Origin of the sequence: Paenibacillus taiwanensis DSM 18679, assembly GCF_000425125.1 — a bacterium.
Lineage (GTDB): Bacteria > Bacillota > Bacilli > Paenibacillales > Paenibacillaceae > Paenibacillus_B > Paenibacillus_B taiwanensis.
Window position 1 is genome coordinate 398,927 of the sequence record NZ_KE384307.1, and the last position, 13,522, is coordinate 412,448.

A 13,522-nucleotide genomic window follows, 5' to 3' on the forward strand; every position below is an offset into this window, starting at 1 on the left:
CAGCTATATGAGCGGTACATCAAAAAAAATGAAAAGACAATCATTTTAATAAGTGTTCAAATCGGGAATAATCTATCTGGTGACGCTTTAAGTTTTTGACGAGAAAGGAATAATCCCGCCGTGGGGTCGCTTTAATGTAACCTTCGATACAATGATCACGTGTGACTTCGGTTGCTCCACTTTCTACCGCGACCTGTCCGATCTTGGCTGCAATCGTATGCTTGGCAATATCGCGGAACGCTTGGGGAACAGGATCAACGAGCAGCTGTAGGAACTCCCGAGTATCGTCGGTCCACAAGGGACGACTTTTCTCTACCCAATAATTTTGCCAATCCAGTTTGGACTTGCCATCTTTCATGGGCAACACTTTCATAAACTTGCGAAACATAAAAAATCCGCCTATTGCCATAAAGCCAATCATCACAAATCCCCAGAAAGCGATTGAATTCATAAACCAATTCGGAGGAGTGGTGCTGGCTAGTGGCAATAAAATGTGAGCTGTGTACATGATAAGGATCACCTCGAGGTCGTTACCTAAATTTACAAGTGTAATTATACGAATTATACCGCATTCCTAGATTTATTTCGATATTACCTGTAAAATAAGGGACATTAATTGAAGGGAGCTGTACTATGTTAAAGATCGGATCACACGTTTCGTTTTCGGACAAAGGTTTGTTAAGCGCAGCTACAGAAGCTGCCACCTATGGTTCGAGCTCATTTATGATATATACCGGCGCTCCGCAAAATACGCGTCGTAAGCCTATTGATACGTTATATATAGAAGAAGGCAAGGAATTGATGAATAAAAATGGTGTGGATGAAATCGTTGTACACGCACCGTACATTATCAACCTCGGATCATACAAACCGGATACGTTCGAACTGGCGGTAAATTTCTTGCAAGAAGAAATTCGGCGCACGCATCATATTGGGGTGAGAAACATCGTACTTCACCCAGGCGCTTATACGGACAAGGATGCGGAATTTGGCATCAACCGGATCGCAGAGGGATTAAATGAAGTGCTCAGAAATACGAGCGAAACTGACGTTAATATTGCACTGGAGACGATGGCTGGCAAAGGCACAGAGATAGGCCGGAGTTTCGAGGAACTTGCAGCAATTATAGACAAGGTAGAGTTAAACAATCGTCTGACGGTATGTATGGATACGTGCCATATTCATGACGCTGGCTATGATATTGTAAACGATTTGGACGGGGTATTGGAGCAGTTTGATCGGCTAGTAGGCCTTGATCGTATAGCGGTCGTTCACTTAAATGACAGTAAAAATCCAGCTGGAGCAAGCAAGGACCGCCATGCACCGGTTGGATCAGGGTGGATCGGGTTTAACGGCATAAACAACGTGGTGCAGCACCAAGGACTGCAAGGCCGGCCGTTCATTTTGGAGACCCCGTGGATCGGTAAAGATTCGAAAAAGCAGCGCCCGATGTATGAAGCTGAGATTGCACTTCTCCGCGGTAACGTGAAGGAGCGGTTTGGAGATACGTTTATTGAGGATGTTGAACGTTTGAGCCATTTCTTCGTTAACGAAGGTATAGATCGTCGTGGGTTCATACTAGATACGTGGAATTTGCTTAAAAATGATGCTAAGGCTAAAAAGGCCGATCCGCGTGAGCCATTGGAGCGTTTGTATGATCAAGTTATGGCAGCGGGATTGTTGCCTGATCTGGCTGAGGAGCAGGTGAACCAGCGGCTTACAGTATGGCTAGCTGGAACGGACGCTTTAAAGTAAAGCGCACAATTACACAGCAAATCAACCGATTTTCAATTTAGTGATGGTTTATAGATAGAGGGAGGGGAGCTTATGACACACCAACACACGATAACCCATAACCGTGCAATCGCGGACAACCTGTCAGTGCATCGCGCACGGATGCTGATTTCCTGCCCGGATCGTGCGGGCATCGTTGCCACTGTATCTCAATTTTTGTATGAGCATGGTGCTAACATCGTTCAATCAGACCAATATACGATGGATCCAGACGGTGGCATGTTCTTTATGCGAATAGAGTTTGATATGGACCATTTGCAGGATCGTCTGCCCCAAGTGAAGCAAGATTTTGCTTCCATTGCAGGTGAGTTCCAGATGGAGTGGCGTATCTCTCGTGTAAGCGAGAAGAAGCGTCTTGCCATTTTTGTATCAAAAGAAGATCATTGCTTGCTAGAACTGATCTGGCAATGGCAGGCGGGTGATTTGGATGCCGACATTGCGATGGTTGTGAGCAACCATAACGATATGCGTGAGTATGTGGAGTCGTTTGGGATTCCGTATCACTATATTCCAGTTACACCTGATACGAAGCAGGAGGCTGAGCAAAAGCAGCTCGATCTAGTAAACGGTCAGGCAGATGTTATTATCTTGGCTCGTTACATGCAGATTATTCCGCCACGCTTCATAGAAAAGTATCAGAATCAGATGATTAACATTCATCATTCGTTTTTGCCGGCATTTGTCGGCGGTAAACCCTACCATCAAGCCTATGGGCGCGGGGTTAAGCTGATAGGGGCGACTGCACATTATGTGACGGAAGAGTTGGACGGTGGTCCGATTATTGAACAGGACGTAGGCCGTGTGACCCATCGGGCAGATGTAAATGAATTAAAGCGGATCGGACGCACGATTGAGCGGGTTGTACTGGCGCGAGCTGTTCATTGGCACGTTGAGGATCGCATACTCGTCTATCAGAACAAAACAGTTGTTTTTAATTAGACGTTATTTAGGTCATAGGTGTGTTTAATAGTAGAAGCTGTCCTCTTGCAAAAGGAGGGCAGCTTTTATACGTTAATACGCAATCGTATGATGTGGAATAAAAATACAGGTGTCGTTTACAGATTAGCGTTGTTACGAGTTGAATCAAGGAGAGCAGACCATTTTACCAAAATAGCTGTCGAAATGTACTGAATGAAAAGCAACTAGCGATATCTATCGTATACTGCTATAGTGAATGATGTGATAGATAGGTTATGAACGACGGGTGTGAACTCATATGAACCATGATAAATCAAGAGATTTGGCTGCATGGGTAGAGAGTAAGCTATTACCTGATCTAATTATATATAGTGAATCCCCAGATGATCCGGTAGTGGTGAAACATGTGCCTGAACCGTGGATACTGTTAGGTACTGGTAATTATGCGGCTGTGTTTGCTAATAGTCATGACAGTGAATGGGTCGTTAAAGTATATGCAGAAGGACGGCCTGGCTTAACTGGGGAGGCCGAGGTATATCGTATGCTAGGTATTCATCCGGCCTTTTCCGAATGTTTAGGTGTGGGGCATAACTACTTAATATTACGACGGCTGCGAGGAATTACATTGTATGATTGCTTGCTGCAAGGTATCCCTATACCCCCTTCTGTCATTTCAGATGTGGATGAGGCGCTTATTTATGCAAGAGCTAAAGGGCTGAACCCAAGAGATATTCATGGTAAAAATATATTAAACGATAACGGTCGCGGCTCAGTCGTAGACGTTTCTGACTTTTTGCTGGAAGGCCCTGACCGATTATGGCGTGACATGAAACGTGTGTATCAATGGGTGTATAGACCCCTGCTGCTAAGGTGGACATTTCGATTACCTGCCTTTGTGCTGGAGGGGCTTCGCAAAGGCTATCAACGTATTCGTAAACAACGAAAAAACAAGTCCATAGATCTGTAGTTTATAGATGCGTGCTGCCACTTACAATGATAAGGCCGCCTATTTCTAAGACCGGTACGAATTTATTTTAACCGGTAAATAAACTGAAAGACAGCATAAAGGAGCTGGGGTGTTTTTGTTATGTCAGATGTTTTGGTCTGCATCACAACACCTCGGCTTATTTGACTTGTACCTGCAATTTTAGCACATCCTCGCCTAAATCATCTCAAAAAAGGGCATACAATAGATGTCCGCATCTGCTTCGTTTTTAGCGATGTGTTTAACAGCTGAGCTGCGCTTCGTCAGTGAACCTCTTTGTAGTTTAATGATCATTACGAATACAATTGAATTGATAAGGGAACTAGACGTCTGGAGCGATATCGGAGTTCAAAGATGTATCGTTCTCATTGAAAGTGTAAGGGACATCATGATGTGATGTTGTAGGATCATTTTTTATTACGTTGAAGTAGCATAGTATACGAACAAATGGTACAATAATGCAAAATGCAGTAGACAAGCTGAGTGTGAGTGATATACATCATATGCATTTTTTTCAGCTTGTACATAGAGAGGGAGGAAATCAGCAATGACAGCAACGCCATTAAACATCGATCAACTTTCCATCGCTTCTATCCGTACTTTGGCGATCGATGCAATTGAGAAAGCGAAATCCGGACATCCAGGTATGCCAATGGGTGCCGCACCAATGGGGTACCACCTGTTTGCCAAAGCGATGACACATAACCCGACTAATCCGACATGGATTAACCGGGATCGTTTTGTATTATCTGCAGGTCACGGCTCCATGTTGTTATACAGCTTGCTGCATCTGAGCGGTTACGATCTTCCTTTAGATGAAATTAAAAATTTCCGCCAATGGGGAAGCAAGACGCCAGGCCATCCAGAGTTTGGACATACGGCAGGTGTTGATGCGACAACGGGTCCGCTTGGTCAAGGGATTGCGATGGCGGTAGGGATGGCAATGGCAGAAGCACAACTAGGCGCGACGTACAATCGCGACCACTTTAACGTGGTGGATCACTTCACATATGCAATCTGCGGTGATGGTGACCTTATGGAAGGTGTTGCTAGTGAAGCAGCTTCGCTTGCAGGCCATTTGAAATTAGGTAAATTAGTCGTATTGTACGACTCCAATGATATAACACTAGATGGCGAAGCAAACCTCTCATTTAGTGAAAATGTACGTCAGCGGTTTGAGGCATACGGTTGGCAGACGCTGCTCGTTGAGGATGGCAATGATTCTGCTGCAATCGAAGCGGCTGTGAACACAGCCAAGCAGGATACAAGCAAACCTACGCTGATTGAAGTGAAGACGGTTATCGGCTATGGCAGTCCGAATAAGCAAGGTAAAGGTGGGCACGGCGGCACACATGGTTCGCCACTTGGTGCGGATGAAGCTAAGTTAACCAAAGAGTTCTACCAGTGGGGACATGAGGATTTCTTTGTTCCAGAAGAAGTGTACACTCACTTTGAAACAGTAGTGAAGCAAAAGGGAATCCAGGCTAATGAGACTTGGGACAAGCAGTTTGAGCAATACGCTCAAGCTTATCCAGAGCTTGCTGCCCAGTTTAATACAGCGATTAGCGGCAAACTGCCTGACAATTGGGATGCTGCATTGCCGGTGTATGCTTCCACAGACAAAGCACTATCAACACGGGTTGCGTCTGGCAACGCGCTGAATGGTCTGGCGAAGAACATTCCGTTTTTGACGGGGGGTTCAGCGGATTTGGAAAGCTCGACGATGACACACTTAAACGATCTTCCATCCTTCCGTCCTGGCCAATACGAAGGACGTAACTTGTACTTTGGTGTGCGTGAATTTGCAATGGCTGCGGCGATGAACGGCATGGCTTTACATGGCGGTGTGAAAGTATTTGGAGGTACGTTCTTTGTATTTACGGATTACTTGCGTCCAGCCGTACGTTTGTCTGCTTTAATGGGATTACCAGTTACTTACGTCTTGACCCATGATAGTATTGCAGTTGGTGAAGACGGACCGACACACGAGCCGATCGAGCAGCTTGCTTCGGTACGAATTATTCCGGGCTTAACGGTTATTCGTCCTGCTGATGGAAATGAAACGTCTGCTGCGTGGGCATATGCAATGGAGAATACAAACAGTCCGGTCGTGCTTGTGCTGACCCGTCAAAACTTGCCGATTCTCGAAGCAACCCCAGAAGGTGCGCGTGCTGGTATTACCCGCGGGGCGTATGTTGTGGCTGACGCGGCTAACGGTAAGCCGCAAGCACAAATTATTGCAACAGGCTCCGAAGTACAACTGGCCGTACGCGCACAGCAGGCTCTTGCTGAGGAAGGTATACAAGTACGTGTTATTAGTATGCCGAGCTGGAATCTGTTCGAGCAGCAATCACAGGCGTATAAGGATTCCGTTCTGTTGCCAGATGTGAAAGCGCGCCTTGCTGTTGAGATGGCGTCTCCATTTGGATGGGAGCGTTATGTCGGTGATCAGGGTGATATTTTGGCTATCTCGACATTTGGTGCTTCGGCCCCGGGTGATCGTGTTATGAGTGAATATGGGTTCACGGTTGAAAATGTAGTCGCACGTGTTAAGGCGCTTTTGTAATTTTAACAAAATCTCAAATTGGATAACGGGGAGTAGGAGAAACGATGTCACAAGCCCAAAATTTTGCAATCGCTCAATTTGAGCAGGTTACGGTCCTAAAGGCGGCAAACATTTATTTTGAGGGTAAAGTTACTAGTCGTACAGTGATATTCCCAGACGGCACCAAAAAGACATTAGGTATTATGATGCCAGGTGAGTACGAATTTGGTACGGACAATGCAGAAATTATGGACATTACAGCGGGCAAACTGGATGTGCTGCTGTCAGGGCACACCGAATGGCTTCACATTGACGGCCAAGGTGAATTTACAGTACCGGCTCGTTCGAGCTTCAAGTTAGTTGTGCATGCCGTAACGGATTATTGCTGTTCCTACATCCCAGAATAAACCTCTTCACATGAAATTTGAAAGTCCCCGCCTGGCTGATAGACAGGACGGGGGCTTTTTGCATGAAGCATAATTAATTGTGCATACCCTAATATAGGAGAGGTGATGACAGGCATGCTTCAGCAGGTGGCGATGACAACGAGTCGCCTCACGATAAGACCGTTTAGAAGGGAAGATTATACAGACTGGCTTGAGCAACATAACAATCGATTGCCATCGCAGCACAAGTACGACGAGGGAAAACTAGATATGAATGCCTGTACGCAAGAGTGGTTCGATTCGTGGATTAAGAGACATGAGCAACTGGCGGCAGAAGATAACGAATATTTGTTTGGTGTGTTTCGGCAAAAAGATCAGGCGCATCTTGGTGATATCGATATTTCGACGTTGTTAAGAGGCGATTTTCAATGGGGGCGTATCGGGTATATGCTGCACAATCAGCACTGGAATCAGGGCTACGGCAAAGAGGCGGTACAGGCAGCTCTCCAGATAGCAATGGGCCCCTTACAATTTCGGCGAATAGAAGCACATATTAATACCGACAATGTTGTCTCTATTAAATTAGCGGAACATGTAGGTATGAAATTTGAATGTATTCGTGAATCGTTTATTTACGAACATGGCAAGTGGACGGATCAAATGATCTATTTCATACATTCCAGTTAGCAAGGAGCTGTCCCATATCCCAATTCTAAAGTGTTCGTCTCGGGTATATGACACAACTCCCGCATAGTGAAATATTTACCATTTATCGAATGCCCGATTAACTGTCCCTCGGTTAGTTACTAGTTTGGGTATTAGCTTGGCTAATAGATTGGCCAATCCATTGCTCGTATACTTTTACTACCGCACATAAATCTTCTTCGCCGTAACCAGAAGTTTGTCCCATTTGGAAAATGCTCTTGGCTAGCTCAAGCAGCGGTGTAGGGGATTGCATCGTATCTGTAAGTACAGAGGCAAGTTTTAAGTCTTTCAGCATGAGCTGCAATGAAAATTGGTTGTCGAAGTTGCTGGTGATTATTTTCTCGCCTTTTAAATCTGCTGCTTTACTGCCCGCGCTGCCATTACGGACAACCTCTAGGAATGCCGTTGGATTAACGCCTGCTTTTGAAACAATCGAGAAGCCTTCTGCTAAAGCAACGTTATTAATACCAACGATCGTATTATGCGCCAACTTCGTAATGGCACCGCTTCCTGTAGGCCCCATGTGCACCATACGGCTGCCCATCGCCTCAAAAACAGGCATGGCGCTTGCGAGTGTATCAGCCGCGCCGCCAATCATAAACAACAGCGTACCAGCTTCAGCCGCAGGCTTGCTTCCAGTGACCGGCGCATCAAGAAACTTGGCGCCGCGCGCTTCGCAATCCATTGCAAGGCGCTTGACAAGCGAAGGCGAGATCGTGCTGCTGTCGATCACGATGGCGCCCGCCTGAACGCCGGCCAAAATGCCTTCCTCGCCGTCATAAATATTCATAATCGATGTGTCATCACTGACCATCGTAAGGACTACTTGTGCTTGCGAGACAGCTTCACGCGGTGTAGCCGCAACGGTAGCGCCTTGCTGCTGCAAAGGAACTGCCTTTTCCGCTGTCCGGTTGTATACAGTCACATCAAATCCTTTGCTAAGCAAATTAAGCGCCATCGGAGCGCCCATTGTGCCTAGGCCAAGGACAGCAACTTTCTTCATATCGGTTCACCTCTACGTATGATATTGTGCATTTCAGAGCATACAAATCATGTCCCTTCATATTGTAGCATATTCCAACGGCTTAGCGGGGTGATAGCGTATTCATATAGGTAGAGGGACGAGGCAATAAATATGTTTTATCATGTAAACCTTTACAATGGAAGGTGTTCCCTTGTGTTTCCTGTCGAAATCCAGTATCCTAAAATTATATCGATTTTCGCGGGTTAAAGTGGCAAAGTCAACCAATTATATAGGAGGGTGAACAATGTCTAAGAAAGTACATTTTGACTACAGTAAAGCATTGTCATTCGTCGGGCAACATGAAGTCGACTATTTTGCGGAGCCTATTCGTCTCGCTCATGAGCAGTTACATAACAAGACGGGTACAGGTTCTGATTACTTAGGCTGGATCGACCTGCCTTTTAATTACGATAAAGAAGAATTTGCTCGTATTAAACAAGCGGCTAAGCGGATTCAGGACAATTCCGAAGTGCTGATTGTTATCGGCATCGGCGGTTCCTACCTTGGTGCCCGCGCTGCTATTGAGATGCTTGGTCATTCGTTCTATAACATGCTGCCGAAGGACAAGCGTAATACACCTGAAATTTACTTTGCTGGTAATAACATCAGCTCCACATATGTAACACACTTGCTTCAATTGATTGAAGGCAAAGATTTCTCCATCAACGTGATCTCCAAGTCGGGAACGACTACAGAGCCCGCTATTGCGTTCCGTATTTTCAAGGATGCATTGGAGAAGAAATACGGTAAGGAAGAGGCGAAGACTCGTATCTTTGCGACTACTGACCGTGAGAAGGGTGCTCTTAAGAAGCTGTCTACAGAAGAAGGATACGAGACGTTTATTATTCCTGACGACGTAGGCGGACGTTATTCCGTATTAACACCGGTAGGTTTGCTGCCGATTGCGGTTGCAGGAATTGATATCGATGACATGATGAAAGGGGCTCAAGAAGCCGCTACGGAGTATAACAATCCGAATGTGGCCGAGAACTTGAGCTACCAGTACGCTGCTGTTCGTAACGCACTCTATCGTAAAGGCAAAGCTATCGAGATATTGGTGAATTACGAGCCTTCGTTGCACTTTGTATCCGAGTGGTGGAAGCAGCTGTATGGAGAAAGTGAAGGCAAGGATTACAAAGGTATTTATCCTGCCGCAGTAGACTTTTCGACAGATTTACATTCCATGGGTCAATTTATCCAAGAAGGCGCACGCAACTTGTTCGAGACGATAATTCAAGTGGATCAAGTGAAAGAACACATTACGATTAATGAAGATCCAGCAGACTTGGATGGCTTGAACTTCCTGGCAGGGAAGACGATGGACTTTGTGAACAAGAAGGCCTTTCAAGGAACGATGCTCGCCCATACAGACGGGCAGGTGCCGAACTTGATCGTGACGATCCCGGACATGACACCTTATTCCTTTGGTTACCTGGTAACCTTCTTCGAGAAAGCTTGTGGTATCAGTGGATACTTGCTTGGCGTTAATCCGTTTGATCAGCCAGGTGTAGAAGCCTATAAGAAGAATATGTTTGCATTGCTTGGCAAACCGGGCTATGAAGCAGAGAAAGCTGAGCTAGAATCACGATTAGCTGAATAAACTTATTCTGAACGTAGCCATACGACGGTTGAACCGGCATAAGCGCGTACAGCCTAGATATACATTCTGCCGATGGAAGCAGTTCACCGAATATGGGGAACTGCTTTCTTGGCAATAAGTGGATGGTGAATGTTGTTGTTGGAACGCTACAAGACGGTGCGACAATTTGGCAGCAAAGAGATTGTAATCAAAAAGTCGCGCTTTATCGGCTATGCCAAGCCGGTAAAAACCGAAGCAGAAGCGCTTGAATTTATAGAAGAGATCAAGAAGAAGCATTGGAATGCCACTCATAACTGTTCGGCTTACATGATCGGAGAGCGTGATGAGATTCAGAAGGCATCCGATGATGGAGAACCGAGCGGGACGGCCGGCAAGCCTATTTTAGAAGTAATGAAGAATCAGGGCTTAAAGGATGTGGCAATCGTCGTTACTCGTTACTTTGGCGGCATTATGCTCGGTGCAGGGGGACTTATTCGCGCTTACACGGATGGTGCCGTGGCTGCAATTGAGGGTGCAGAAGCAATCGTGAATGTGTTGCATCAGCAAGTGTTTGTCGAAGTCGATTATACATGGTTAGGCAAGCTAGAAAATGAACTTAGAAATAGAGATACACGGATGGGAGATACGACATTTACGGATAAAGTGACTTTGGTATGTTTACCGGTCGCGTCGCAAAGCGAGTCCTTTATGGCGTGGATGACTGACTTGACGCAAGGTCAAGCGGCTATCAGGAAGGGAGACCTTGTATATTATATTGAGGGACAATAAGGAGAACCGCCATGCCAAGAAAAGCAGTAGATCAGGAGTTGTCGCGTGAGCGTATATTAGAGGTAGCCAGACATCTTTTCGTAACAAAGGGGTATCGAGCTATTTCGATGCGCAGTATAGGTCAGCAGCTTGGGTACAGTCACGGTTCACTCTACTATCATTTTAAAGATAAAGCAGAGCTCTTTTATGCGTTAGTTCAAGAAGATTTTAGACGTCTTGGTCGTTTGTTTGAGCGTGTTCTCAATCAAGCGCCAAATGATGGCATGTCAAAGCTTGAACAGGTAATGCTTGAGTTTATGAGCTATGGGCTTAATCATCCTCATCATTATGAGATTATGTTTATGACACGGGATGAGGAATTGCTCGCATATGCTCGTACGGAGCAAAGTCGTTGCTTTGAGATGTTCTCTACAATTGTTCGTCAATCCCTAAGTTCGCATAGGTTGTCGGAGCATGACCGACACAACATCCCACGAAGTTTGTTTTTAGCAATGCATGGATTTATTTCTTATTACATTCAAGATCAGGTCACTTTTGAAGATGTTAAGCCAGCCGCAACTGCACACGTTCGTTTCCTCTGTATGAAAGCGGTCGAAGAAGCAGCACAATCTGCATAAGGAACTTCTCCCGTGTTCCTTACAAATAGGCAATGGTAGCGTACACGTTTAGCTATCAGACCACATATGCTGGCATTAGCCCAGTGCAATTAGCGACACTAGAGCTGCACCGAATTGCGGATGATACAGCAGGTCATGTTGTATGCTCGTACTTTACTATGGTCAAAGTTTAGTGTGATACCGCAATGCTATTGTGAAGCGACTGGGTACAGCGTGAGTGGGGAGGACAGCTAATATGATTGAATATGTAGTGCGACCAGGGGATTCCATATATACGATTGCCAGTCGTTATGGTGTTTCTCCAGCCTATTTGGCGCAGGTGAATGGTTTAACTTTAAATGATATTGTGTACCCCGGACAGGTCGTTAGAGTACCTACAGGCAGTGCTATACCGATTCCGGTAAGTCCCGTTCCACCGTTTATTCCTGGCGGGGGGCAGCCTGTTCCACCTCCATTACCAGATGGTTTTTCTTTGGAACGAAGAGTGTCGGTACTGGAGCGACAAGTACATCAGCTTCAACGAGAAGTAGCTCAACTCAAAAGCCAACACGTGTGACCCTTACACATGAAGAGACGTTGGCAGCCAGTCTTCTATATACAATATGAAGCATGTGTTTACGTACAGTTATTGTGCGTAAGCAGATGCTTTTTTGCTGTGCAGGAAGCCAAATCGTGTGACAGCAGTTCAGATCGTCACAGCGGCAAGTCGTTAATCTTGCAATAATGTAAGTTGAATGTACATGCGATGTAGGTCAGAATTAAGGGAACAGCTTGCCCTATTTTAATATAGTAGGAGTGGGTCATAGGAGGAGCAGCCATGCAGTATACACATAACTGGAAAAACATACTGCGTGGCATCCTAGCGGTCAGTTTCATGTTTGTACTGCTTGGCTGTGGGCGGCAGACAGAGGAGAAGCTGCTGGAAGTTAAGAGGCTTATTGCGGACGTTCAAAAGGAACATAGTCTGGATAAAGCTCAGCTTAAACATGTAGTTGTGGAAGGCATGGAACAATATTTACATATTTCTATGGCACAAGACCAGCTACATTTGTCTTATGGTTTAAGTAAGAATTTAAAGCCTTATGGACTGCTCGGTCAAACAGCAGACGATATGGTTACGATTATCGGCCGTGTAACACCTCAAGCAGCAACAGTAGGGCAGGATGTAAACGGTATATTTGCTGAAATTGATTGCAGTACCAACAAAGTGTACGCGTTAGGTGTTATCCGAAAGGATAGTGTTAGGCATTACAGGTGGAAAAGTCCATCCCCCACCTTAGCAGACGCCTTAGCAGAGCAAAAGGCGCGTTTGTTTCTATTTAAGCATTTTAAGGTGAAGGACGAGTCTTTAGTGCGAATTAACCGCCGTGAGTGGATAAGAGGACGCTTTATGTTTTGGGACAAGGCGACTAATACGAGCTATGTAGTTGCCATTGATGAGGCGAACCGCATTACGGGTTTTCATCGTATGGCGGATGATTCACATGCAATCCTGATTGGCCAAGCCCCCTTTCTATAATACATGAACACATGAAATGCACCTGTCTTTGGCAGGTGCATTTATATTTTTAACTGTGTCTAGCTAGTTGATTGCATCAGGGATTAAACGAACGATACATTGTCGTTCACGAGGTCCGTCAAATTCGCAGAAGTAGATGCCTTGCCAAGTTCCGAGCAGCAGCTCGCCCTCGTGGATGATAATAGTTTGGGAGCTGCCTACCGTGATGGCTTTTAAGTGTGCGGCAGAATTACCTTCAGCGTGCCTGTACTTCGCGTGTTTCCAAGGGTAGCATTCGTCAAGTCGCATCAGAACGTCGTGTTTAACGTCAGGATCTGCATTTTCATTAATCGTAATGCCTGCTGTTGTATGTGGGCAGTACACTATAGCTATACCGCTAACCATACCTGCGCTGCGCACAATGGTCGATATTTGCTTTGTTAATTCGATCATATCATCTCGCTGTAAAGTGCGAAGCTTTATCGTATGAAGCATGTTGATTCCCCTCCCTCCTATGTTAGACGTGTCATTAAATGCAAAGTTGCTCTTATAGCCAGCATGACATATACGGGTGAAAGAACCCATAATAAGGATGTCGGATAACGTACAGAACGTTAAATTAAAGTATTGACGGACGTACTAACATTTGGTAAAGTATTTTAAAATAAACACCAAGTAAACA

The 13,522-nt window shown here is 45.4% G+C and carries 14 protein-coding genes; 11 read left to right on the top strand and 3 right to left on the bottom strand.

The window, feature by feature from the left end:
* Window positions 1-40 precede the first annotated feature (40 nt).
* Entirely contained in the window at window positions 41-508 is a 468-nt protein-coding gene (locus tag H509_RS0115770) for a DUF2621 family protein (protein WP_036697616.1), read from the bottom strand.
* 125 nt (window positions 509-633) lie between these two features.
* On the opposite strand from H509_RS0115770, the gene H509_RS0115775 reads away from it, so the two are divergent.
* The 6 genes from H509_RS0115775 to H509_RS0115800 all read left to right on the top strand — a co-directional run bounded on the left by H509_RS0115775 (window position 634) and on the right by H509_RS0115800 (window position 7,315).
* A complete protein-coding gene (locus tag H509_RS0115775) occupies window positions 634-1,755 on the top strand; it encodes a deoxyribonuclease IV (protein ID WP_028545924.1) in 1,122 nt (373 codons plus the stop codon).
* Window positions 1,756-1,827: 72 nt separating this feature from the next.
* Complete coding sequence (purU, locus tag H509_RS0115780; protein WP_051287241.1) at window positions 1,828-2,733, top strand: formyltetrahydrofolate deformylase; 906 nt, start codon at window positions 1,828-1,830, stop codon at window positions 2,731-2,733.
* A 277-nt stretch (window positions 2,734-3,010) separates the two neighbouring features.
* Window positions 3,011-3,679 carry a serine/threonine-protein kinase gene (locus H509_RS0115785; protein ID WP_051287242.1) on the top strand — a complete coding sequence of 223 codons (669 nt, stop codon included), beginning with the start codon at window positions 3,011-3,013 and terminating at the stop codon, window positions 3,677-3,679.
* Window positions 3,680-4,244: 565 nt separating this feature from the next.
* Window positions 4,245-6,263: a transketolase gene (gene tkt, locus H509_RS0115790; RefSeq protein ID WP_028545927.1), complete on the top strand. Its 2,019-nt coding sequence runs from the start codon at window positions 4,245-4,247 to the stop codon at window positions 6,261-6,263.
* Window positions 6,264-6,331: 68 nt separating this feature from the next.
* Window positions 6,332-6,649 (top strand): pyrimidine/purine nucleoside phosphorylase, encoded by a 318-nt coding sequence (ppnP, locus tag H509_RS0115795; RefSeq protein ID WP_028545928.1) that lies wholly within the window; start codon window positions 6,332-6,334, stop codon window positions 6,647-6,649.
* A gap of 105 nt (window positions 6,650-6,754) precedes the next feature.
* Entirely contained in the window at window positions 6,755-7,315 is a 561-nt protein-coding gene (locus H509_RS0115800) for a GNAT family N-acetyltransferase (protein ID WP_051287245.1), read from the top strand.
* Window positions 7,316-7,427: 112 nt separating this feature from the next.
* Here the strand turns inward: H509_RS0115800 and H509_RS0115805 are convergent, their stop codons facing one another.
* On the bottom strand, window positions 7,428-8,336 hold the full coding sequence (locus tag H509_RS0115805; RefSeq protein ID WP_028545930.1) for an NAD(P)-dependent oxidoreductase: 909 nt from the start codon (window positions 8,334-8,336) through the stop codon (window positions 7,428-7,430).
* Window positions 8,337-8,601: 265 nt separating this feature from the next.
* On the opposite strand from H509_RS0115805, the gene H509_RS0115810 reads away from it, so the two are divergent.
* The 5 genes from H509_RS0115810 to H509_RS0115830 all read left to right on the top strand — a co-directional run bounded on the left by H509_RS0115810 (window position 8,602) and on the right by H509_RS0115830 (window position 12,861).
* A complete protein-coding gene (locus H509_RS0115810; RefSeq protein WP_028545931.1) occupies window positions 8,602-9,957 on the top strand; it encodes a glucose-6-phosphate isomerase in 1,356 nt (451 codons plus the stop codon).
* Window positions 9,958-10,092: 135 nt separating this feature from the next.
* A complete protein-coding gene (locus H509_RS0115815) occupies window positions 10,093-10,725 on the top strand; it encodes a YigZ family protein (protein ID WP_028545932.1) in 633 nt (210 codons plus the stop codon).
* Between the two features lie 11 nt (window positions 10,726-10,736).
* Window positions 10,737-11,342, top strand: coding sequence for a TetR/AcrR family transcriptional regulator (locus tag H509_RS0115820; protein ID WP_028545933.1), 606 nt, complete (start codon window positions 10,737-10,739; stop codon window positions 11,340-11,342).
* Window positions 11,343-11,577: 235 nt separating this feature from the next.
* Entirely contained in the window at window positions 11,578-11,898 is a 321-nt protein-coding gene (locus H509_RS25600) for a LysM peptidoglycan-binding domain-containing protein (protein ID WP_036697914.1), read from the top strand.
* Between the two features lie 261 nt (window positions 11,899-12,159).
* Entirely contained in the window at window positions 12,160-12,861 is a 702-nt protein-coding gene (locus H509_RS0115830) for a hypothetical protein (protein WP_028545934.1), read from the top strand.
* A gap of 63 nt (window positions 12,862-12,924) precedes the next feature.
* Here H509_RS0115830 and H509_RS0115835 read toward each other — a convergent pair whose 3' ends face one another.
* Window positions 12,925-13,335: a secondary thiamine-phosphate synthase enzyme YjbQ gene (locus H509_RS0115835; protein WP_028545935.1), complete on the bottom strand. Its 411-nt coding sequence runs from the start codon at window positions 13,333-13,335 to the stop codon at window positions 12,925-12,927.
* Window positions 13,336-13,522 lie beyond the last annotated feature (187 nt).

Excerpts from the sequence above, each read along its gene's own strand:
- H509_RS0115810 (WP_028545931.1), top strand. The coding sequence starts at position 8,602 with ATGTCTAAGAAAGTACATTTTGACTACAGTAAAGCATTGTCATTCGTC.
- H509_RS0115830 (WP_028545934.1), top strand. The coding sequence starts at position 12,160 with ATGCAGTATACACATAACTGGAAAAACATACTGCGTGGCATCCTAGCG.
- tkt (WP_028545927.1), top strand. The coding sequence starts at position 4,245 with ATGACAGCAACGCCATTAAACATCGATCAACTTTCCATCGCTTCTATC.
- H509_RS0115800 (WP_051287245.1), top strand. The coding sequence starts at position 6,755 with ATGACAGGCATGCTTCAGCAGGTGGCGATGACAACGAGTCGCCTCACG.
- H509_RS0115820 (WP_028545933.1), top strand. The coding sequence starts at position 10,737 with ATGCCAAGAAAAGCAGTAGATCAGGAGTTGTCGCGTGAGCGTATATTA.
- H509_RS0115770 (WP_036697616.1), bottom strand. The coding sequence starts at position 508 with ATGTACACAGCTCACATTTTATTGCCACTAGCCAGCACCACTCCTCCG.
- H509_RS0115775 (WP_028545924.1), top strand. The coding sequence starts at position 634 with ATGTTAAAGATCGGATCACACGTTTCGTTTTCGGACAAAGGTTTGTTA.
- H509_RS0115785 (WP_051287242.1), top strand. The coding sequence starts at position 3,011 with ATGAACCATGATAAATCAAGAGATTTGGCTGCATGGGTAGAGAGTAAG.
- H509_RS25600 (WP_036697914.1), top strand. The coding sequence starts at position 11,578 with ATGATTGAATATGTAGTGCGACCAGGGGATTCCATATATACGATTGCC.
- purU (WP_051287241.1), top strand. The coding sequence starts at position 1,828 with ATGACACACCAACACACGATAACCCATAACCGTGCAATCGCGGACAAC.
- H509_RS0115805 (WP_028545930.1), bottom strand. The coding sequence starts at position 8,336 with ATGAAGAAAGTTGCTGTCCTTGGCCTAGGCACAATGGGCGCTCCGATG.
- H509_RS0115835 (WP_028545935.1), bottom strand. The coding sequence starts at position 13,335 with ATGCTTCATACGATAAAGCTTCGCACTTTACAGCGAGATGATATGATC.